Source organism: Streptomyces sp. KMM 9044, assembly GCF_024701375.2.
GTDB lineage: Bacteria > Actinomycetota > Actinomycetes > Streptomycetales > Streptomycetaceae > Streptomyces.
The window spans coordinates 4,521,174-4,540,595 of the sequence record NZ_CP113910.1 but is presented as its reverse complement, the minus strand read 5'-3'; the positions used below and the strand labels follow the sequence as shown (position 1 = coordinate 4,540,595).

The 19,422-nt window shown below is 70.8% G+C and carries 15 protein-coding genes and 2 pseudogenes; 11 read left to right on the top strand and 6 right to left on the bottom strand.

The window, feature by feature from the left end:
* The first annotated feature begins 118 nt into the window (after window positions 1-118).
* The 6 genes from HUV60_RS20490 (at window position 119) to HUV60_RS20465 (ending at window position 8,906) form a co-directional block, all read left to right on the top strand.
* The gene (locus HUV60_RS20490; RefSeq protein WP_257848703.1) at window positions 119-874 is read left to right on the top strand and encodes a TIGR03089 family protein; all 756 of its coding nucleotides are present in this window, start codon (window positions 119-121) and stop codon (window positions 872-874) included.
* Window positions 875-1,145: 271 nt separating this feature from the next.
* Window positions 1,146-2,435, top strand: coding sequence for an LCP family protein (locus HUV60_RS20485; protein WP_257848702.1), 1,290 nt, complete (start codon window positions 1,146-1,148; stop codon window positions 2,433-2,435).
* A gap of 240 nt (window positions 2,436-2,675) precedes the next feature.
* Window positions 2,676-4,493 (top strand): LCP family protein, encoded by a 1,818-nt coding sequence (locus HUV60_RS20480; protein ID WP_257848701.1) that lies wholly within the window; start codon window positions 2,676-2,678, stop codon window positions 4,491-4,493.
* 282 nt (window positions 4,494-4,775) lie between these two features.
* The gene (locus tag HUV60_RS20475) at window positions 4,776-6,521 is read left to right on the top strand and encodes an LCP family protein (RefSeq protein WP_257848700.1); all 1,746 of its coding nucleotides are present in this window, start codon (window positions 4,776-4,778) and stop codon (window positions 6,519-6,521) included.
* A 165-nt stretch (window positions 6,522-6,686) separates the two neighbouring features.
* Window positions 6,687-8,411 carry an LCP family protein gene (locus HUV60_RS20470; RefSeq protein WP_443047357.1) on the top strand — a complete coding sequence of 575 codons (1,725 nt, stop codon included), beginning with the start codon at window positions 6,687-6,689 and terminating at the stop codon, window positions 8,409-8,411.
* Window positions 8,412-8,543: 132 nt separating this feature from the next.
* Window positions 8,544-8,906 carry a four-helix bundle copper-binding protein gene (locus tag HUV60_RS20465; protein ID WP_257848698.1) on the top strand — a complete coding sequence of 121 codons (363 nt, stop codon included), beginning with the start codon at window positions 8,544-8,546 and terminating at the stop codon, window positions 8,904-8,906.
* 118 nt (window positions 8,907-9,024) lie between these two features.
* On the opposite strand, the gene HUV60_RS20460 is transcribed toward HUV60_RS20465, so the two are convergent.
* Window positions 9,025-10,308 carry an LCP family protein gene (locus tag HUV60_RS20460; protein ID WP_257848697.1) on the bottom strand — a complete coding sequence of 428 codons (1,284 nt, stop codon included), beginning with the start codon at window positions 10,306-10,308 and terminating at the stop codon, window positions 9,025-9,027.
* Between the two features lie 90 nt (window positions 10,309-10,398).
* On the opposite strand from HUV60_RS20460, the gene HUV60_RS20455 reads away from it, so the two are divergent.
* A complete protein-coding gene (locus HUV60_RS20455; RefSeq protein ID WP_257848696.1) occupies window positions 10,399-10,992 on the top strand; it encodes an acyl-CoA thioesterase in 594 nt (197 codons plus the stop codon).
* A 27-nt stretch (window positions 10,993-11,019) separates the two neighbouring features.
* Here the strand turns inward: HUV60_RS20455 and HUV60_RS20450 are convergent, their stop codons facing one another.
* Window positions 11,020-12,492, bottom strand: a complete 1,473-nt coding sequence (locus HUV60_RS20450) for an LCP family protein (RefSeq protein ID WP_257848695.1) — start codon at window positions 12,490-12,492, stop codon at window positions 11,020-11,022.
* A gap of 195 nt (window positions 12,493-12,687) precedes the next feature.
* Between HUV60_RS20450 and HUV60_RS20445 the strand changes: the two genes are divergently transcribed.
* On the top strand, window positions 12,688-13,734 hold the full coding sequence (locus HUV60_RS20445; RefSeq protein ID WP_257848694.1) for a glycosyltransferase family 2 protein: 1,047 nt from the start codon (window positions 12,688-12,690) through the stop codon (window positions 13,732-13,734).
* 60 nt (window positions 13,735-13,794) lie between these two features.
* Here the strand turns inward: HUV60_RS20445 and HUV60_RS20440 are convergent, their stop codons facing one another.
* A complete protein-coding gene (locus tag HUV60_RS20440) occupies window positions 13,795-14,967 on the bottom strand; it encodes an acyl-CoA dehydrogenase family protein (protein WP_269441212.1) in 1,173 nt (390 codons plus the stop codon).
* A gap of 258 nt (window positions 14,968-15,225) precedes the next feature.
* Here HUV60_RS20440 and HUV60_RS20435 point away from each other — a divergent pair, with 258 nt between their 5' ends.
* Window positions 15,226-16,569 carry a UDP-glucose dehydrogenase family protein gene (locus HUV60_RS20435; protein ID WP_257848693.1) on the top strand — a complete coding sequence of 448 codons (1,344 nt, stop codon included), beginning with the start codon at window positions 15,226-15,228 and terminating at the stop codon, window positions 16,567-16,569.
* 148 nt (window positions 16,570-16,717) lie between these two features.
* Window positions 16,718-16,898, top strand: a pseudogene (locus HUV60_RS20430) (VOC family protein); the annotation flags it as partial.
* Here HUV60_RS20430 and HUV60_RS33985 read toward each other — a convergent pair.
* The 3 genes and pseudogenes from HUV60_RS33985 to HUV60_RS20420 form a co-directional block, all read right to left on the bottom strand.
* Window positions 16,880-17,008 (bottom strand): annotated as a pseudogene (locus HUV60_RS33985) (membrane dipeptidase); the annotation flags it as partial. The pseudogenes HUV60_RS20430 and HUV60_RS33985 overlap by 19 nt on opposite strands.
* A complete protein-coding gene (gene purE, locus HUV60_RS20425) occupies window positions 17,005-17,535 on the bottom strand; it encodes a 5-(carboxyamino)imidazole ribonucleotide mutase (RefSeq protein WP_257848692.1) in 531 nt (176 codons plus the stop codon). The gene purE and the pseudogene HUV60_RS33985, both read right to left, overlap by 4 nt.
* The gene (locus HUV60_RS20420) at window positions 17,532-18,671 is read right to left on the bottom strand and encodes a 5-(carboxyamino)imidazole ribonucleotide synthase (RefSeq protein ID WP_257848691.1); all 1,140 of its coding nucleotides are present in this window, start codon (window positions 18,669-18,671) and stop codon (window positions 17,532-17,534) included. The genes purE and HUV60_RS20420 overlap by 4 nt, the downstream gene beginning before the upstream one ends.
* Window positions 18,672-18,866: 195 nt before the next feature.
* Between HUV60_RS20420 and HUV60_RS20415 the strand changes: the two genes are divergently transcribed.
* Complete coding sequence (locus HUV60_RS20415; RefSeq protein WP_257850179.1) at window positions 18,867-19,418, top strand: GtrA family protein; 552 nt, start codon at window positions 18,867-18,869, stop codon at window positions 19,416-19,418.
* Window positions 19,419-19,422 lie beyond the last annotated feature (4 nt).

The following is a 19,422-nucleotide window of genomic DNA, read 5'->3' as shown; positions in this document are numbered from 1 at the left end:
TGGACATAATCATACAAATCTGTCCATCGGGGAATTGACGGGCCGTCGGGGCCCGTTCCGCCGAACCGGTGCCCCGGGCACCCGGTGCGCGGGGCCGCCTCCGCGTACGCTTGCGCGGATGAACGCCACCGACCGCACCCCCGCCGACCTGCTGGGTTCCGCACTCGCCGCGGACCCGGGACGCCCCCTGGTGACCTTCTACGACGACGCCACGGGCGAACGCGTCGAATTGTCCGTGGCCACCTTCGCCAATTGGGTGGCCAAGACCGCGAACCTGCTGCAGGACGAACTGGCCTCCGAGCCCGGTGACCGCGTGGCGCTGCTGCTGCCCGCGCACTGGCAGACCGCCGTGTGGCTGCTGGCCTGCGCGTCGGTGGGCGTGGTCGCGGACGTGTCCGGCGACCCGGCGGCAGCCGATGTCGTGGTGAGCGGGCCGGACGCGCTGGAGACCGCGCGGGCCTGCTCGGGCGCACGGGTCGCGCTGGCCCTCAGGCCGCTCGGCGGACGGTTCCCGCAACCTCCGGAGGGCTTCGCCGACTACGCCGTGGAGGTCCCGGGACAGGGCGACCGGTTCGCGCCGTACACGCCGGTCGACTCCGAGGCACCGGCGCTGATCGTGGCGGGCCGGGAGCTCACCGGGGCCGAGGTGGTGCAGCGGGCCCGCGCGGAGGCGACGGACCTCGGGCTGACCGGACCGGCCTCGCGCATCCTGTCGGGGCTGCCGTACGACACGTGGGAGGGTCTTCACGCGGGCCTGTACGGACCGCTGGCGACCGGCGGTTCGGTGGTGCTGTGCCGGAACCTGGACCGGCTCGGAGGCGACGCCCTGGACAAGCGGGTCGAGAGCGAGCGGGTCACCGTCATCGCCCGCTGACGGCCGCCCCGCTCTCGCCCTCCGCCCCCACCCCGGCCCGGAGCGGTCGCTCGAACCGGCCCCGCCGGGCAGTCCCCCTCAGCCGCGTCCCGTCCCCCGTTCGGATGCGCAGCGCCCGCCCCCGCCGCGCATCCGGGTCATCGTCGTATCAGCGGCACGCCACTCCCCGACGCCTGTATGTCCGTATCCCACCCTGTATGTCCGTACGTCGTCCCGCGGTTTCGCATGCCGCCGCAAGCCGTCCCGTACGCCGTGAGGGGGTGAACCGGTCATGAGCGACACCGCAGGCACGTCCCCCGCGGACCCGGCGGGCGGGGGTGCCCTCGGACCGGGGGCGGGAGCCTCGGCCAGCGGGGCGGGGCTGCCGCGGCACAGGCGACGGCGGTGGATGCTGGGCGCCGGGCTCGGTGGCGCGGCCCTGCTCGTCGTGGCCGCCGGGGCCGGGTGGGCGGTGTACGCGAAGCTCGACGGGAACATCACGCCGGACGAGGCGGCCGCGGCCGAGCTGGCGCGGTTCGAGAAGGAACGGCCGACCGCACTGGTCAGGGACGCCCGGAACATCCTGCTGATCGGCTCGGACTCACGCTCCGGGGAGGAGAACACCCGCTACGGCCGGGACCCGGGGACGGAGCGGTCCGACACCGCGATCCTGCTGCACCTGTCGGCGGGCCGGGGCAGCGCCACCGCGGTGTCCCTGCCCCGGGACCTGATGGTGGACGTGCCGGGCTGTCTGCGCCGGGACGGCGGTCGCGCCGAGCCCGTGTTCGCGATGTTCAACCAGGCCTTCGAGTGGGGCGGTTCCGCCTGCGCGATCCGTACCGTGGAGAAACTCACCGGCATTCGCGTGGACCATCACATCGTCGTGGACTTCCAGGGCTTCAAGGAGATGGTCGAGGCGGTCGACGGCGTCGAGGTGTGCCTGCGTGAACCCATTGACGACAAGGCGGCCAAACTGAAACTGCCCGCGGGCCGGGTGACGCTGGACGGGGAACAGGCCCTCGGCTATGTCCGCGCCCGCAAGTCCCTCGGTGACGGAAGCGATACACACCGTATGGAACGTCAGCAGCGGTTCCTCGGGGCGCTCGTCAACAAGGCGAGCGGCAATGACGTTCTGCTGAATCCGGCCAAGCTGTATCCCGTTCTGAATGCGGCCACTTCGGCGCTGACGACCGACCCGGGACTGGCGAGTCTGCGGGGTTTGTACGAACTCGTCCGCGGAGTCCGTGACATTCCCACGGAACGCGTGCAATTCCTCACCGTCCCCCGGGAGCCGTATACGAACGACGCCAATCGGGACCAGCTTTCACAGCCCGAGGCGGAGGAACTGTTCGAGCGGCTGCGCAGGGACGCGTCGGTCTCGGTCGCACAGGACGGGATGCACGGCACCGTCGCGGAATCCGGATCCGGCGCGCCACCCGGAAAACCGGACGGCGAAAGCACGGAGAGTGACGCGGAGGTCACTCGAAATGAGCCCGGAGAGCAACCGGAGGAAGCGGCCGAAGCGGCCTCTCCCGCGCCGACATTCTCCGGGAACACGGCCGCCGAGGACGCCTGCACGTAAAGCCGACTCCCAGGCGACTCCCCAACCGTGAAGCTACGTCAAGAGATATGCACGAATTGCCCAGTTGTGGGGATGCGGAATGCGCTACCGGCCTCGCCGGAGGCCGTTCCGTGCCGTTAGTGTGTGCGCTCCCGGTGCACGTATTCCTGAGATTCAACCCTTCAGGCGCGCACCGAGGACCGACCGAGCGCCTGGGAGGGGAAAGGCGCCGCGTGGCACCGACGGAGGATTCAAACGACCGTGGACGCGCAAGGCCGTGGGCGGGGCAACGACATCGACCCCGCAGACCAGTGGGTGCTCAACCCGGACACCGGTGATTACGAACTGCGACTGAACAGTTCCGCACCGCAGTCACCGATCCCCTCCCCCCGCAGACCGCGTTCCTCCGGTGCGGGTCCGGGTGGCGGCGCGGGGGCGGGCAAGGGCTCCGGCGCGGGGGCGCCGCGCGGCCGCAGAGCGGCCGAACCCGGGACGACCGAGCGCGGAACACCCGGGCGCGAGGAGCCGCCACCGGGCAGGCGCCGCGGTGCGCCGGAGGAGCCACCACCGGGCAGGCGCCGCGGTGCGCCGGAGGAGCCGCCACCGGGCAGGCGCGGGCGCCGGCCGGTGAAGAAGTCGAAGACCAAGAAGGCCCTGCGGTGGACCGGCGGGACGACGGCGTTCGTGGTGTTCGCCACCGCCCTGGGCGGATATCTGTACCTGGATCACCTCAACGACAACATCAACGCCGTCTCCGACGACGGCGCGAGCACCGGTGGCTTCCAGAAGGACAAGGCCATCAACATCCTGCTGATCGGTACCGACAAGCGCACCGGCGAGGGCAACGAGAGCTACGGCGACGCGGGCAGCGCGGGTCATGCCGACACCACGCTCCTGCTGCACGTCTCCAAGGACCGCACGAACGCGACCGCGCTCAGCATCCCGCGCGACCTCATAGTCGACATCCCCGACTGCCCCACGCAGCTGGAGGACGGGACGGAGAAGGTCATCCCGGGCTCCGCCGGGGCCCGCTTCAACACCAGCCTCGGCCAGAGCGACCGTACGCCGAGCTGCACCATGCGGACCGTCACCGAGCTGACCGGGATCACGCCGGACAACTTCATGGTGGCCGACTTCAACGCGGTCAAGACGCTCACCACGGCGGTCGGCGGAGTCGAGGTCTGTCTCGCCCAGGACGTCAACGACAAGGATTCCAAGCTCAATCTGCCCGCCGGGACGCACACCATCGAGGGCGAGGAGGCCCTGGCGTTCGTCCGTACCCGCCACGCCTGGGGCAACCAGGGCGACCTCGACCGCATCAAGGTGCAGCAGCAGTTCCTCGGCGCGCTGATGAGGCAGCTGAAGTCCAGCGACACGCTCACCAGCCCGTCGAAGATGATCAAGCTGGCGGAGGCGGGCACCGAGGCACTCACCGTCGACTCCCAACTGGACAGCATCAACAAGCTGAAGGACCTCGGTCTGGAGCTGGGCAAGCTCAACACCAAGAACCTGACCTTCACCACGCTGCCGGTGGTCGACAACCCCGCGGAGGCGGTGAGGGCGACCGTCGTCGTGGACGAGTCCAAGGCCCCGGAGATCTTCGACCTGATCAAGAACGACGTGTCGTTCACCGAGGTCAAGGAGCAGGAGAAGAAGGAGAAGGCCGCCGTCGCCGCCCGCCTCGAGGGCACCAGGGCAGCGGCCTCCGAGGTGCGGGTGCAGGTCCTCAACGGCGGCGCCCCGGCGGGCAGCGCCCAGGAGATGCTCACCTGGCTCCAGGTGGAGGAGGGCGTCAGCAAGTCGGAGAACGCCGGCAACGCCCCGGAGACACTGAAGAAGACCACCCTCGAGTACGCGCCCGACCAGGCCGACCAGGCCCGCCGCCTCGCCGACCTCCTCGGCCTGTCCGGCTCGGGGATGAAGCCCGGCGAGAGCGTCACCAACTCCCAGGGGGCGCCCGCGATGACGCTGACCCTCGGCGAGGACTTCAAGGGCGCGGGCGTCTCTCTCACCACTCCGTCCAAGGCGCCGGACGACATCGAGAAGTCCACGGCGGACAAGGTCGAGTGCGCGGAGTGACACGACACACGGCGTCGGTGCGCGCCCGCAGGGCACGCACCCTGCGGAGGGGGTGACCCATGGCGCCATTTCCCCACCCAATAGGGCGATTTGCCCCTTTTCGTGAACGAGGAATTCGTCACTGAGGCCCCGTTCCGCTCAGGTCGGCGGCTAATGTGAACGCTCCAGTGCCCCGGCCGCGAGAGCCGTTCCGGCGTCGCGCGCACGGTGGTGACCAGTACGCGCGGACACCCTCCGGAGGGGGGAGGGTGCCGTGTGGCCCCGACGGAGGATCGGACGAGCGTGGACGCGCAGAGCCGTGGGCGGGCGGACAGGGTCGACCCCGCAGACCAATGGGTACTCAATCCGGCCACCGGTGAATACGAACTGCAACTGGGTCCTTCCACACCGCAGTCGTCCTTCGCCGGACCCCGCAGAACCTCCCCGCACACCACGAACCGTCCGGGCGGCACGGACCACTCCTACGGTGCCGTGCCCGGCAGCCCTCCGCGGGCACCCGGCCATGAGGTCCCGCCACCACGACGGCGCGGCACGCCCGAGCCGCCTCCCGGACAGCGCGGGGGCCGGCCGGGGCCGCGCAGGCCCAAGGCGAGGAAGGCCCTGCTGTGGATCGGCGGGACGATGGCGTTCGTGGTGCTCGCCACCGGTACGGTCGGCTACGTCTATCTGAAGCATCTCGAGGGCAACGTCGACACGACCGACGTCGGCGACGCGGGCTCGGGCAACTTCAGCAAGGACGAGGCCTTCAACATCCTCGTCCTCGGCACCGACAGGCGCACCGGATCGGGCAACGACGGCTACGGGGACGCCGGCAGCGTGGGGCATGCCGACACCACGATTCTGCTGCACGTCTCCAAGGACCGTACGAACGCGACCGCGCTCAGCATCCCGCGCGACCTCATAGTCGACATCCCCGACTGCCCCACGCAGTTGGAGGACGGGACGGAGAAGGTCGTCCCCGGGCTGCGGGGCGCCCGCTTCAACCGGAGCCTCGGTGAGGGCGGCCGGGACCCGGGCTGCGCGATGCGCACGGTGCAGGAGGCCACCGGTATCAGGCCCGACCACTTCATGATGGCCGACTTCAACGCGGTCAAGACACTCACCTCGGCGGTCGGCGGCGTCGACGTGTGCCTGGAACACGCGGTGGACGACAAGCAGTCGAAGCTGAAGCTGCCCGCGGGCGAGTCGAAGGTGGAGGGCGAACAGGCCCTCGCCTTCGTCCGGACCCGGCACAGTTTCGGCAACGAGGGCGACCTCGACCGGATCAAGGTGCAGCAGCACTTCCTGGCCTCGCTGATGCGCAAGATGTCCTCCGGCGACACCCTCACCAGCCCCACCAAGCTGGTGAAACTGGCCGAGGCCGCCACCGAGGCGCTGACCGTGGACACCGGCATCGGCAGCGTGAGCACGCTCAAGGACGTCGCCCTGGAGCTGAAGAAGGTCCCGCCGAAGAACATCTCGTTCACCACGGTGCCGGTGCGTGACAACCCCGCGGAGGCGGTGAGGGCGACCGTCGTCATGGACGAGTCCAGGGCGCCGCAGTTGTTCGCAGCGATCGCCGGCGACGTGTCGCTGACCGAGGTCGAGAAGAAGCGGGAGAGGAAGGAGAAGGCCGCCGTCGCCGCCCGCCTCGAGGGCACCAGGGCAGCGGCCTCCGAGGTGCGGGTGCAGGTCCTCAACGGCGGCGCCCCGGCGGGCAGCGCCCAGGAGATGCTCACCTGGCTCCAGGTGGAGGAGGGCGTCAGCAAGTCGGAGAACGCCGGCAACGCCCCGGAGACACTGAAGAAGACCACCCTCGAGTACGCGCCCGACCAGGCCGACCAGGCCCGCCGCCTCGCCGACCTCCTCGGCCTGTCCGGCTCGGGGATGAAGCCCGGCGAGAGCGTCACCAACTCCCAGGGGGCGCCCGCGATGACGCTGACCCTCGGCGAGGACTTCAAGGGCGCCGGATCGCGGCCCGACGGTTCCGCGGCGGGGGCCGTGGACGTGGAGAAGTCCACGGCCGACAAGGTCGGATGCGCGACCTGACGCTCGGCCGATCCGTGTTCGGGGACTCGTGCGTGGCTCCTCAGAAGTTGTTGACGTGGAATTGCGTTCCCGGGGCAACTGACTGGCCTGTCGTGCGTCTAACACAACGCAGAACAGGCCAGTTCCATGACGCGAGGAGTACCAGGGGTGGGGAGGGCGACCGAAGTGACGCAGCGCGCCGCGCGGAAGACGCTCCGCGACGACCGGCGTGACCCGGGCCCGGACGACGGTCCCTCCGGCGTCCCGGCCGACGGCGACGGCGGACACGCGGCGGGCGGTGACGGCAGCGGCGAGACACCCGCGTCGGACGGTGACGACGGCGGCATACCCGCGTCCGGCGCCGACGCTCCCGCTTCCGGCAAAGGCGGCGGCCGTCGCCCGCGGCGCCGGATGCTCACATGGGTCGCGGCGGCCCTCTCCCTGCTCCTCCTCGGATCGGCCGGGGCCGGCTACGTCTACTACCGGCAGCTGAACGGCAACATCAAGCAGGATCCCCTGAACCTGGGCGACGGCAAGGTCGCCGAACCCACGCCGAACGCCGCCGGGCAGACCCCGCTGAACATCCTGCTGATCGGCTCCGACGCCCGGGACAGCAAGGAGAACCAGGAACTCGGCGGCGCCCGCGAGACGTTCGGCTCCACCCCGCTGGCCGATGTGCAGATGCTGCTGCACCTGTCCGCCGACCGGACCAACATGTCCGTGGTCAGCATGCCCCGCGACACCCTCGTCCGGATCCCGAAGTGCACCGACCCCGAGGACGGGACGGTGTACGAGGCGAGCAACGGGCGGACGATGACCAACCAGAGCCTCGGACACGGCGGTCCGGGCTGCACCGTGGCCACCTGGCAGGAGCTCACCGGCATCCACATCGACCACTTCGTCATGGTCGACTTCGCCGGGGTGGTCTCCATGGCCGACGCCGTCGGCGGCGTCCCCGTGTGCGTGGACGCCAACATCCTCTCGCGCGACAGCCGGGGCCATGGCTCCGGTCTGAAGCTGCCCGAGGGCACCCACCCGGTCAAGGGCGAGCAGGCCCTCCAGTGGCTGCGTACGCGCTACGGCTTCGAGGACGGCAGCGACCTCGCCCGCGCCAAGGCGCAGCACATGTACATGAACTCGCTGGCCCGCGAGCTGCGTGAGAACGCCACCCTGAGCAGCCCCAACAAGCTGCGCAGGCTGGCCGAGGAGGCTACCCGGGCGCTCACCGTCGACCCCGGCCTCGACACCGTCAAGAAGCTGTACGACCTCAGCAACGAGCTGCGCAAGGTGAAGCCGGAGCGCATCACCATGACCACGATGCCCAACCGGTACGTGGGTGCCCGCGTGGAGCCGACCGAGGACGCCGACCAGCTGTTCCGGCTGGTCCGCGACGACATCGCCCTGGACGGCAGGGACGAGAAGCCGACGCAGGCCGAGGCGGAGGCCGAGAAGGAGGCCGAGGAAGAGAAGGAGGCCGCATCCGCCGAACCGGCCGCCCCCGACGCAGAGATCGCGGTCCAGGTCGTCAACGGCACCCGCACCGACACCCTCGCCGCGGCGTCCGGCCGCGCGAGCGCCGTGGCAGGACTCCTGCACGAGAAAGGGTTCACCGGCGCGTCCGCCGACACCGCCGGCTCCCTGAACGAGCAGCTGACACTGGTGCGCTACCCGAGCGCCGACCTGGAGAGCAACGCCCTGCGCGTCGCCGAGTCGCTGGGCGTTCCGGAGAGTTCGGTGCGCCGGTCCACCGACGTCTCGGGTGTCACGCTCGTCGTCGGCGCCGACTGGCGCGAGGGAACGGCGTACGAGGCACCCGAACAGGACGACACGACCCCCGAGTCGGCCGAGGCCCTCAACGGGGCGGACGACTCCGCCTGCATGAAGGTCGACCCGAACTACACCTGGTCCTGACGGGAGCCGGGGATCACCGCGCGCCCCCGGACCGGGTGCGCCGTTCGTCCTGTGGTGCTCATGGGACAGGGGGCGTAGGACTGAAGGACGGGGGTCGGCCCGCGGCCTCCGCCGTTCTCCCTGGGAGGAATCATGACCCGGTCTGCCGCCGCGTCCCCCCTGAGCAAGGAGATGCAGGACTGCGTCCAGGTGTGCATGGACTGCCACAGCACGTGCGAGGAGACCATGAGCTCCTGTCTGCGGATGGGTGGCCAGGCCCCCGCGCAGATCGTGGGAGCCCTCATGGACTGCGCCGACATGACCAGCATGTGCGCCGACATGATGATGCGCCGCTCGCCGCTGGCCGCCGAGATGTGCGCGATGTGCGCCACGGCCTGTGACCTGTGTGCCGAGGCGTGCATGTCCATGCCGGACGACGCGCAGATGATGCGCTGCGCGGAGTCCTGCCGTCGCTGCGCGGAGTCCTGCCGCGCCATGGCGGGCGCCACGATGTGACGCCGGCCGTCCACACCGGCGCCGGAGGAGGCCGGACGCCGAACACGTTCGAGGGCGCCCCGTGGGGTGCCCTCGGCCGTTCGGCCGTCCCTCCTGCCCGTCGTCGGCACTGTGGGGCTCAGTCGCCCTTGACGGTGACCTTCTCGTCGTTCTTCAGCTCGTCCACCAGCTGCTTGACCTTCGCCTCGTCCCAGAGCAGGTTGCCGCCGGAGGAGCCCGCGAGAGGCATGTTCAGGGAGGTGCCGTCGCCGCCGCTGACGCCCTTCATCGACCAGAACATGTCGGCCAGGCCGAACAGGCCCATGTCCTCGTCGACGATCAGCGAGTCCAGGCCCGCGCCCATGGTCGGGTACAGCTTGAACGGGTTCAGGACCGTGCCCGGCGTCGCCACCTGGTTCGCGAGGGCGGAGAGGAACTTCTGCTGGTTCTTCGTACGGTCCAGGTCGGAGCCGGGCAGCGCGTACCGGGTACGGACGAAGGCGAGGGCCTCCTCACCGTTGAGCGTCTGCCTGCCCTTCTTGAGGTCGGCGCCGGACTTGGTGTCCTTGATGTCCTGCGGGATGTCCATCTCCACGCCGCCGACCGCGTCCACGATGTTCGCGAAGCCGGCGAAACCGATCTCCACGTAGTGGTCGATGCGCAGGCCGGTGTTGAACTCGACGGTGCGGACCAGGAGTTCGGGGCCGTCCTCCGCGTAGGCGGCGTTCAGCTTCACCTGCCGGCCCGTGCCTTGGTACGTCTTGCCGGACTCGGAGCCCTTGAAGGTGGGTATCTCCACGTTCGAGTCGCGGGGCAGCGAGACCAGGGTGGGGCCGTTGCTTCCGGTGTGCAGGATCATCATGGAGTCCGTGCGCTTGCCCTCGGCGGACCCGGTGCGCAGGTTCTTCCTCTGCTCGTCGGTCAGCCCGGCCCGGCTGTCGGAGCCGACGATCAGGTAGTTCGTGCCCTCGCCCGCCTCCGGCCGGTCCAGCACGATCGACAGGTCGACCTCGCGGTTGAGCTTCGAGTCGGCCCAGAAGTAGGTGCCCACGGTCGTCACGACCAGCACGACCGCGACCGTGAGCGCCGTCGCCCTGATCCGGCGGCGCCAGTTCGGCGCGGGACTCTGCGCGTACCGGCCGTCGCCGCCCGGCCCTCCGGGGCCGCCGTAGCCGCCCCCGCCGGGGGAGCCGTAGACCTGGCCCGTGTTGTAGCCGTTGTCGTAGCCGCCGTGCCCGCGGCCGTCCACGTACGACGGCTGCTGCGGCACTCCGCCGCCGTGCGCCCCCTGGCCGGGCGGGGCCGCCTGGCCGCGGCGGACCTGGCGCATGACACGGGCGCTCTCGGGCTGTGCGCTCGCGCTCCCCTGTCCGTAGCGGGGGCCGCGGTTGTCGTCGGACCAGGCCTCGGGCCAATCATTCATGCGCAATAGTGTGCAGGTCCGGGCTGTGCGCCGTACCGGTCCTCGGAAAATAGGAGCAGCGCTGTTGCGAAGCTGACACAAATTCCCGGGATGCGGCCTCGGCATAAGGTGGAGGCCATGACAGATCAGGCCCCAGCCCCACCCACGGAGAGTCCCGGCATACCCGACATCCCGGGCAAGCCCGTCTCGGCGTCGCGGACGACCCTCAGCCACATCATGACCCACAGCGACACCAACCTCCTGGGTACGGTGCACGGCGGCGTGATCATGAAACTCGTCGACGACGCGGCGGGCGCGGTCGCCGGACGGCACTCCGGAGGGCCCGCCGTCACCGCGTCGATGGACGAGATGGCCTTCCTCGAACCGGTCCGGGTCGGCGACCTGGTCCATGTGAAGGCACAGGTCAACTGGACCGGCCGGACGTCCATGGAGGTCGGCGTGCGGGTCCTGGCCGAGCGGTGGAACGAGTCCGCCCCGGCCACCCAGGTCGGCTCGGCGTATCTCGTCTTCGCGGCCGTCGACGCCGACGGCAGGCCGCGCCGCGTGCCTCAGGTGATACCGGAGAGCGAGCGGGACCGTCGCCGCAACCAAGAGGCCCAGATCCGCCGCACCCACCGCCTGGCCCGCCGCCGGGCGATCGTGGAACTGCGCGAGAAGCGGGCGGCGGACGGGATCGAGGACTGACCCCGCCCGTCCCCCCGCGCGGCGGGGCTACGAGCAGCCCACCTCGTCGCCCCGCACCACCCCGAACTCGTCCTTCCCCGGGTCCTCCGGCCGGACCTTGCGGACCTTCTCGAAGTCGCCGCCGGCGATCACCTTCAGAGTGGCGCCCTGGCCGTTCACCGCACGCAGCTCGCTGCCCGGCAGGGCGGCGGCGAGGGACTTCGCTGAGCGGTCCCAGCGCGGGTCGTAGGCGACGACGGTCCGCTCCACGGAGCGGTCCGCCGCGTTGACCGGAACGTTGGTGGTGTTGAAACCGGTGGCCGCGAGGGCCGCGTCCACACGGCGGCCCAGGCCCTTCGTTCCCGTGCCGTTCTCGACCTGGACGCGGATCTGCCGGGGATCCACCGGGACGCGCCGCGCCGCGTCGGGCGACGACTGCGCGGAGAGCGGTTCGTCCTCGCGCAGCGCCCGAAAGATGTTCTCGGACTTCTCGGGGTCCCACTTCACCGTCGACCCGATGCCCTTGACCGTGTGGCCCGCCTTGCCGAGCGGCACGGTGGTGAACTCCGACGAGGCCGGCGAGAAGGCCCGCATCGCCCGTCCCAGGTCCAGCATCTCGTCGGTGCCGAAACCCTTGTCGGCGCGGACCGAGCCGAGCACCGCGCGGGTCACGTCCCGGAACATCATCGGGTTCAGCAGGATCCCGGAGGACGTCGCCCGGTCCACCAGGGCCGCCAGGAAGTGCTGCTGGCGCTTGATCCTGCCGAGGTCGGCCGCACCGTCGACGTGCCGGGCGCGTACGTACTTCAGTGCCTCGCCGCCCTTGAGGACGTGCCGGCCGGCGGGCAGGTCGAGGCCGGTGTGGCTGTCCTTCAAGGGCTCGCCGGTGCACAGCTCGACTCCGCCGACCACGTCCACGGTCTTCATGAAGCTGGTGAAATCCAGCTCCAGGTAGTGGTCGATCTTCACCCGGGTCATCTTCTCCACCGTGCGCACGGTCAGCTGCGGCCCGCCCTCCGCGTACGCCGCGTTGAGCTTGACGGGGTGCCCCTCGTGCTCCTCACCGCTCACCTGGTCGGTGTGCGCGGGCGTCATGGCGTACGAGTCGCGCGGCAGGCTGACGACGCTGGCACGCTCCCGGTCCTCCGAGATGTGCACGATCATGATCGTGTCGGTGCAGTTGCAGGACGTCCCGCCGAGCCGGTACCTCCGCCGCTCCCGGGCTTCGAGCTTCTCTCGTCCGTCCGTGCCGACGAGCAGGATGTTCATGCCGTGCCCCGCCTCGGGGCGGTTCTTCATGTCCCGGAACGGGTCGACCCGGTCGATTCCCTTGTCGAGGCTGCTGACCACCGCGTGTCCGATCCCGGCGGAGGCGAGCACCAGGACCGACAGTGCGGTCACCGCCCGCGCGCCCCAGCGAGGCCTCCGACGCCCCGGTGGCCGCGGGCCGCCTTCCCGTGGCGGCTGCGGTCGGCGCTGCGGCGCGGTGCGGGGCCGGGGGGACCGTGACGAGGCGGGCAAGAGGGACACCTCCGGACGAGGGCCGTACGAGGGGATGCGGGAGGGGACGGGACAGAGGGCACGTGCGGGACATACAGGGCGTACAGGGTCGTACACGGAATCCTGGACACCGTAGGCCGATACGATCTGCGGCCCGGCGCAGCCGCACCCGGCGCGCACAGCACTGTCCCCCGTTCGCGGTAACGTGAGGCCCCTATGAACGCCAATCCCGACGTGCGGCTCCCCGCCGTTTCCGTGATCATGCCCGTGCTCGACGAGGAGCGGCACCTGCGTGGCGCCGTCCACGCGATCCTCGCCCAGGAGTACGCCGGCGAGATGGAGGTCGTGATCGCCCTCGGTCCCTCCACGGACCGCACGGACGAGATCGCCGCCGAGCTCGTGGCCGAGGACCCGCGGGTGCACACCGTGCCCAACCCCACCGGCCGCACCCCGGCCGCCCTCAACGCGGCGATCGGGGCCTCGCGCCATCCGGTCGTGGTCCGTGTCGACGGGCACGGGATCCTCTCCCCGGGCTACATCGCCACCGCGGTACGGCTCCTGGAGGAGACCGGCGCGCAGAACGTCGGCGGCATCATGCACGCCGAGGGCGAGAACGGCTGGGAGCACGCGGTCGCGGCCGCGATGACGTCCCGGATAGGTGTCGGCAACGCGGCCTTCCACACCGGCGGCACGGCGGGCGAGGCCGAGACCGTCTACCTCGGGGTGTTCCGGCGCGAGGCGCTGGAGCGACAGGGCGGCTACAACGTGGAGTTCGTCCGCGCCCAGGACTGGGAGCTGAACTTCCGCATCCGTGAGGCCGGCGGGCTGATCTGGTTCTCGCCGGAGCTGAAGGTGTCGTACCGGCCCCGGCCGAGCATGCGGGCGCTGGCCAAGCAGTACAAGGACTACGGCCGCTGGCGGCACGTCGTCGCCCGCTACCACTCGGGGTCCATCAACCTGCGCTACCTGGCCCCGCCGGCCGCGGTGTGCACGATCGCGGCCGGGATCCTGGTCGGCGGTCTGCTCACCCCGTGGGGCTTCGCCGTGCCCGGCGGCTACCTCGCCGCGATCGTGCTCGGCTCGATACCGGCGGGCAGGGGGCTCCCACCGAAGGCACGCCTGCAGATCCCGGTGGCGCTGGCCACCATGCACATGTCCTGGGGCTGGGGCTTCCTGACCAGCCCCCGCTCCCTCGCGAAGAAGGTCATCGCCTCCCGCCGCCCCGCGGTCCACGCGGACGCGGACGCGGACACCCCGGCATGACGGAGGAAGGGCGTCCGGGTACGCGCACCCGGACGCCCTTCGTGTGTCCGTGCTCCGGGGTTACGGCAGGTTCCTGGCCATCACGATCCGCTGGACCTGGTTCGTGCCTTCGTAGATCTGTGTGATCTTCGCGTCGCGCATCATGCGCTCGACCGGGTAGTCGCGGGTGTAGCCGTAGCCGCCGAGGAGCTGGACGGCGTCCGTGGTGACCTCCATGGCCACGTCGGAGGCGAAGCACTTGGCGGCGGCGCCCTGGAAGGTGAGGTCCCCCTCTGCCCCTCCGGCGGCCACGCGCTCGGACTTGGCGGCGGCGGCGTAGGTGAGCTGGCGGGCGGCCTCGATCTTCATGGCCATGTCGGCGAGCATGAACTGGACGCCCTGGAAGTCGGCGATCGGCCTGCCGAACTGCTTGCGCTCCTTGACGTAGCCCTGGGCGTAGTCGAGGGCGCCCTGGGCGATGCCCAGGGCCTGGGCGGCGATGGTGATGCGGGTGTGGTCCAGGGTCTTCATCGCGGTGGCGAAGCCGGTGCCCTCCTCGCCGATCATGCGGTCGGCGGGGATGCGGACGTCGTCCAGGTAGACCTCGCGGGTCGGGGAGCCCTTGATGCCGAGCTTCCTCTCGGGGGCACCGAAGGAGACGCCCGCGTCGGACTTCTCGACGACGAAGGCGGAGATGCCCTTGGAGCGCTTGGCGGGGTCGGTGACCGCCATGACCGTGTAGTACTCGGACTCGCCGGCGTTGGTGATCCAGCGCTTCACGCCGTTGAGGACGTAGGTGTCGCCGTCGCGGACCGCCCTGGTCTTCATGCCGGCCGCGTCGGAACCGGCGTCCGGTTCGGAGAGGCAGTACGAGAACATGCCCTCGCCCTTGGCGAGCGGGGCCAGGTACTTCTTCTTCAGCGCCTCGGAGCCGGAGAGGATCACCGGCAGCGAGCCGAGCTTGTTCACGGCCGGGATGAGGGAGGAGGAGGCGCAGACGCGGGCCACCTCCTCGATCACGATGACGGTGGCGAGCGCGTCGGCGCCCGCTCCGCCGTACTCCTCGGGCACGTGCACCGCGTGCAGGTCGTTCGCGAGGAGCGCGGCGAGCGCCTCCCGCGGGAAGCGCGCCTCCTCGTCCACCGCCGCGGCGTACGGCGCGATCTTCGCCTCGGCCAGCGAGCGGACGGCGTCACGGAGCATGTCGTGCTCCGCGGACGGGCGGTACAGGTCGAAATCAGCCGATCCGGCCAAGGTCTCTCACTCCAAAGACGACGAGGTGCGACGAGGTGCGACGTGGTGCGAGGAGGGCGACGCCCCGATGACGCTAACTACTGTTAAGTAACTCCCATTTTAGGACTCCTGCCCCCGCGGCAGCACGTGAGTTTGGTGACAGCGGGACGGTCACGGGGCCGCAACGAGCGGTGACGAGCGGGATCGCCCCGTGCGGCGCGCCCGGCGGCCCCGGATATGCTCAGCCCGCACTGGCTTCCGTACACCCCTGGAGCACGCATGGCCCTCAAGATCACCGTGATCGGCACCGGTTATCTCGGTGCGACCCACGCGGCGGCCATGGCGGAGCTCGGGTTCGAGGTGCTGGGCCTCGATGTCGTCCCGGAGAAGATCGACATGCTCCGGCGGGGCGAGGTCCCGATGTACGAACCGGGACTCGAGGAGCTGCTGCGCCGTCACGTGGCCGGGATCGAGGGATCCACCGGCCGGCTGCGGTTCACCATGGACTGGGCCGAGGCCGGCGCGTTCGGCGACCTCCACTTCGTCTGCGTGAACACTCCGCAGCGGCACGGCGAGTATGCCTGCGACATGTCGTACGTCGACTCCGCGATCGCCTCGCTGGCTCCGCACCTCACCGGTCCCGCGCTGGTCGTCGGCAAGTCGACGGTGCCCGTGGGCTCGGCCGACCGGCTGGCGGCCTACCTGGCCGGGCACGCGCCGGCCGGTGAGGAAGCCGAACTGGCCTGGAACCCGGAGTTCCTGCGCGAGGGCTTCGCCGTCCAGGACACGCTGCACCCGGACCGGGTCGTGGTGGGCGTCAGGAGCGAGCGGGCCGAGAAGCTGCTGCGGGAGGTGTACGCCACGCCGGTCGCCGAGGGCACCCCGTTCATGGTGACCGACTTCCCGACCGCAGAGCTGGTGAAGACCTCCGCGAACTCCTTCCTCGCCACCAAGATCTCCTTCATCAACGCCATGGCCGAGCTGTGCGAGGCCACCGGCGCCGACGTGGCCAAGCTGGCGGAGGCCATCGGCTACGACGACCGCATCGGCCCGAAGTTCCTGCGCGCCGGGATCGGCTTCGGCGGCGGGTGCCTGCCGAAGGACATCCGGGCGTTCATGGCGCGCGCCGGTGAGCTGGGCGCGGACCAGGCGCTGACCTTCCTGCGGGAGATCGACTCGATCAACATGCGCCAGCGCGGCCGCATGGTGGAGCTGACCCGGCAGGCGCTGGGCGACGGGGCGTTCCTGGGCAAGCGGGTCGCGGTCCTCGGCGCCACCTTCAAGCCGGACTCGGACGACGTACGGGACTCCCCTGCGTTGAACGTCGCGGGCCAGATACACCTCCAGGGCGGCCAGGTCACCGTGTACGACCCGAAGGGCATGGACAACGCCCGGCGCCTCTTCCCCACCCTCGGGTACGCGGACTCGGCACTCGACGCGGTGCGGGGCGCGGACGTGGTGCTGCATCTGACGGAGTGGCGGGAGTTCCGCGAGCTGGACCCGGCGGCGCTGGGCGAGGTCGCGGCCCGGCGGCTGGTCCTGGACGGGCGCAACGCGCTCGACGCCGAGGCGTGGCGCCGGGCCGGATGGCGCTACCGCGCGATGGGACGCCCCGGCGCCTGACGCAACGGGTGACGCCGGTTCGGCCGAGGCTCAGTCGGCCGAACCGGCGTCTGCTTGCATTCTGCACCACGGGGCGGGTCCGGCGGGGTCGCTGTGACGCCTACGACTCTCTCGGCTGCGACTGAGACCGCGGCAGCTTCGAGCGATCGAGGGCCAGGGCGGCTGGGTGGACCTCCGGGTGCCCGGCGGGCCGACACTCGCGGTCCAGGAGGCCCCCGGTCACCTACCGCCGCGTCGGCCTGCGCCGGCACTCACAGCAGTTCCACCTCGACCTGACCGTCGGGGACCTGGACGCCGCCGAGAAGGAGGCCCTGGCGCTCGGTGCGAAGCGGACCCGTTCGCGCAGCGCCCAGGGCAGGTCGTTGTGCCCGTCCCCGACGGGGAACTCGGCAAGCAGCGCGCGGGCCTCGTCGAGAGACGTGGACGTCACGGGGCTCACGTCCCGAAGCCGAAGCCGTTGCCGGAGCCCTCGGCCCTGGCGCGCAGGCGTTTGCCCTTCTCCGTGGCCTGGTCGTTCAGCTCCTGCTGGAACTCCCGCATCCGGCCGAGGAGCTCCTCGTCGTGGGCGGCGAGGATCCGGGCCGCGAGCAGTCCCGCGTTGCGGGCGCCCCCCACCGAGACGGTGGCGACCGGGACGCCGGCCGGCATCTGCACGATGGAAAGCAGGCTGTCCATGCCGTCGAGGTGCTTCAGCGGCACGGGGACACCGATGACGGGCAGCGGGGTGACCGAAGCGAGCATGCCGGGCAGATGGGCGGCACCGCCCGCACCCGCGATGATCACCTTCAGCCCGCGGTCCGCGGCCTGCTCGCCGTACCCGATCATCTCGCGGGGCATGCGGTGCGCGGAGACGACGTCGACCTCGTGGTCGATCTCGAACTCGCCGAGGGCCTTGGCGGCGGCCTCCATGACGGGCCAGTCGGAGTCCGAACCCATGACGATGCCGACTACGGGGCTGGGGCTCATTCGGTGATCGTGCCTCTCAGGTAGCCGGCTGCGTGGCGGGCGCGCTCCAGCACGTCGTCCAGGTCGTCGCCGTAGGTGTTGACGTGGCCGACCTTACGGCCGGGCTTCACGTCCTTGCCGTACATGTGGATCCTCAGCCGGGGGTCGCGGGCCATGCAGTGCAGGTACGCGGAGTACATGTCGGGATAGTCGCCGCCCAGGACGTTGACCATCACCGTCCACTTCGCGCGCGGGCGGGGGTCGCCGAGCGGGAGGTCGAGGACGGCGCGGACGTGGTTGGCGAACTGCGAGGTGATCGCGCCGTCCATGGACCAGTGGCCGGAGTTGTGCGGGCGCATCGCGAGCTCGTTGACGAGGATGCGGCCGTCACGGGTCTGGAACAGCTCCACGGCGAGATGGCCGACGACGCCGAGTTCCTTGGCGATGTTCAGCGCCATTTCCTCGGCGCGCAGGGCGAGGCCCTCGTCCAGACCGGGCGCGGGCGCGACGACCGTGTCGCAGACGCCGTTCACCTGCTGCGACTCGACGACCGGGTAGGCGACGGCCTGGCCGTGCGGGGAGCGGACCACGTTGGCGGCCAGCTCGCGCACGAAGTCGACCTTCTCCTCGGCCAGCACCGGGACCCCGGCCCGAAACGGCTCGGCGGCCTCCTCGGCCGAGTCGACGACCCACACGCCCTTGCCGTCGTAGCCGCCGCGGACGGTCTTGAGGACGACCGGGAAGCCCTCGCCCTCGGCCGCGAACGCGGCCACGTCCTGGGGGTCCGTGACGATGCGGTGCCGCGGGCAGGGCACACCGATCGCGTCGAGCCGGGCGCGCATCACCCCCTTGTCCTGGGCGTGCACCAGCGCCTCGGGGCCGGGGCGGACGGGGATGCCGTCCGCCTCCAGGGCCCGGAGGTGCTCGGTGGGCACATGTTCGTGATCGAAGGTGATCACGTCGCAGCCGCGGGCGAACGCGCGCAGCGTGTCCAGGTCGCGGTAGTCGCCGACGACGGCATCGCCGACGACCTGCGCCGCGGAATCCTGCGGAGTGTCACTGAGGAGCTTGAACCTGATGCCGAGCGGGATGCCCGCCTCGTGTGTCATACGAGCGAGCTGGCCCCCGCCGACCATGCCGACTACCGGGAACGTCACGCCCCCAGGATATCGGTCGAGCCATGGTGGCCGATTCCACGGTCGTTCCCGGCCGCTCCTGGACCGTTCCCGGACGGTCTGTGGCCCCGGCGTCCGCCCGAGGGAGGATCGCGCGGACGGATGGTTAGCATGGTCTGGTTGACGCCACCTCGGCGCTCCTACGACGCCACTCCACGGACGGGGGCCGGCACGACCATGGGACGCGGTTCCTCGGGGCCTTCGACGGGCGCCCCGGCCCCGCGCGGCTCCATACGGCAGCGCCTCGACCGGCTCGTCCGCGAAGCCGTGAAGTTCGGCGCGGTCGGCGGGGCGGGGCTGCTGGTCAATCTCCTCGTGTTCAACCTGGTCCGGCAGGTGACCGATCTCCCGGTGGTGCGGGCGAGCGTCGTCGCGACCGTCGTCGCGATCGTCTTCAACTACCTGGGCTTCCGCTACTTCACCTACCGGGACCGCGACAAGTCCGGGCGCACCAAGGAGATGTCGCTGTTCCTGCTGTTCAGCGCGGTCGGCCTGGTGATCGAGAACGGCCTTCTGTACGCGGCGACCTACGGATTCGGCTGGGACAGCCCGCTGCAGAGCAACATCTTCAAGTTCCTCGGCATCGGAGTCGCCACCCTGTTCCGGTTCTGGTCCTACCGCAGCTGGGTGTTCCGCGCGCTGCCCGGGGCCGCGGCACCGGCGTCGGGTCCCGTCGCGGAGAGCGGGCACGAGGCCTCGGGGCCGCCCTCCCGGCAGCGCGTGCCGTAGACAC

What these genes read in the sequence shown, in the direction of transcription:
- HUV60_RS20415 (WP_257850179.1), top strand. Translation starts at nt 18,867, where the DNA reads ATGGGACGCGGTTCCTCGGGGCCTTCGACGGGCGCCCCGGCCCCGCGC.
- purE (WP_257848692.1), bottom strand. Translation starts at nt 17,535, where the DNA reads ATGAGCCCCAGCCCCGTAGTCGGCATCGTCATGGGTTCGGACTCCGAC.
- HUV60_RS20460 (WP_257848697.1), bottom strand. Translation starts at nt 10,308, where the DNA reads ATGAATGATTGGCCCGAGGCCTGGTCCGACGACAACCGCGGCCCCCGC.
- HUV60_RS20445 (WP_257848694.1), top strand. Translation starts at nt 12,688, where the DNA reads ATGAACGCCAATCCCGACGTGCGGCTCCCCGCCGTTTCCGTGATCATG.
- HUV60_RS20435 (WP_257848693.1), top strand. Translation starts at nt 15,226, where the DNA reads ATGGCCCTCAAGATCACCGTGATCGGCACCGGTTATCTCGGTGCGACC.
- HUV60_RS20485 (WP_257848702.1), top strand. Translation starts at nt 1,146, where the DNA reads ATGAGCGACACCGCAGGCACGTCCCCCGCGGACCCGGCGGGCGGGGGT.
- HUV60_RS20455 (WP_257848696.1), top strand. Translation starts at nt 10,399, where the DNA reads ATGCGGCCTCGGCATAAGGTGGAGGCCATGACAGATCAGGCCCCAGCC.
- HUV60_RS20465 (WP_257848698.1), top strand. Translation starts at nt 8,544, where the DNA reads ATGACCCGGTCTGCCGCCGCGTCCCCCCTGAGCAAGGAGATGCAGGAC.
- HUV60_RS20490 (WP_257848703.1), top strand. Translation starts at nt 119, where the DNA reads ATGAACGCCACCGACCGCACCCCCGCCGACCTGCTGGGTTCCGCACTC.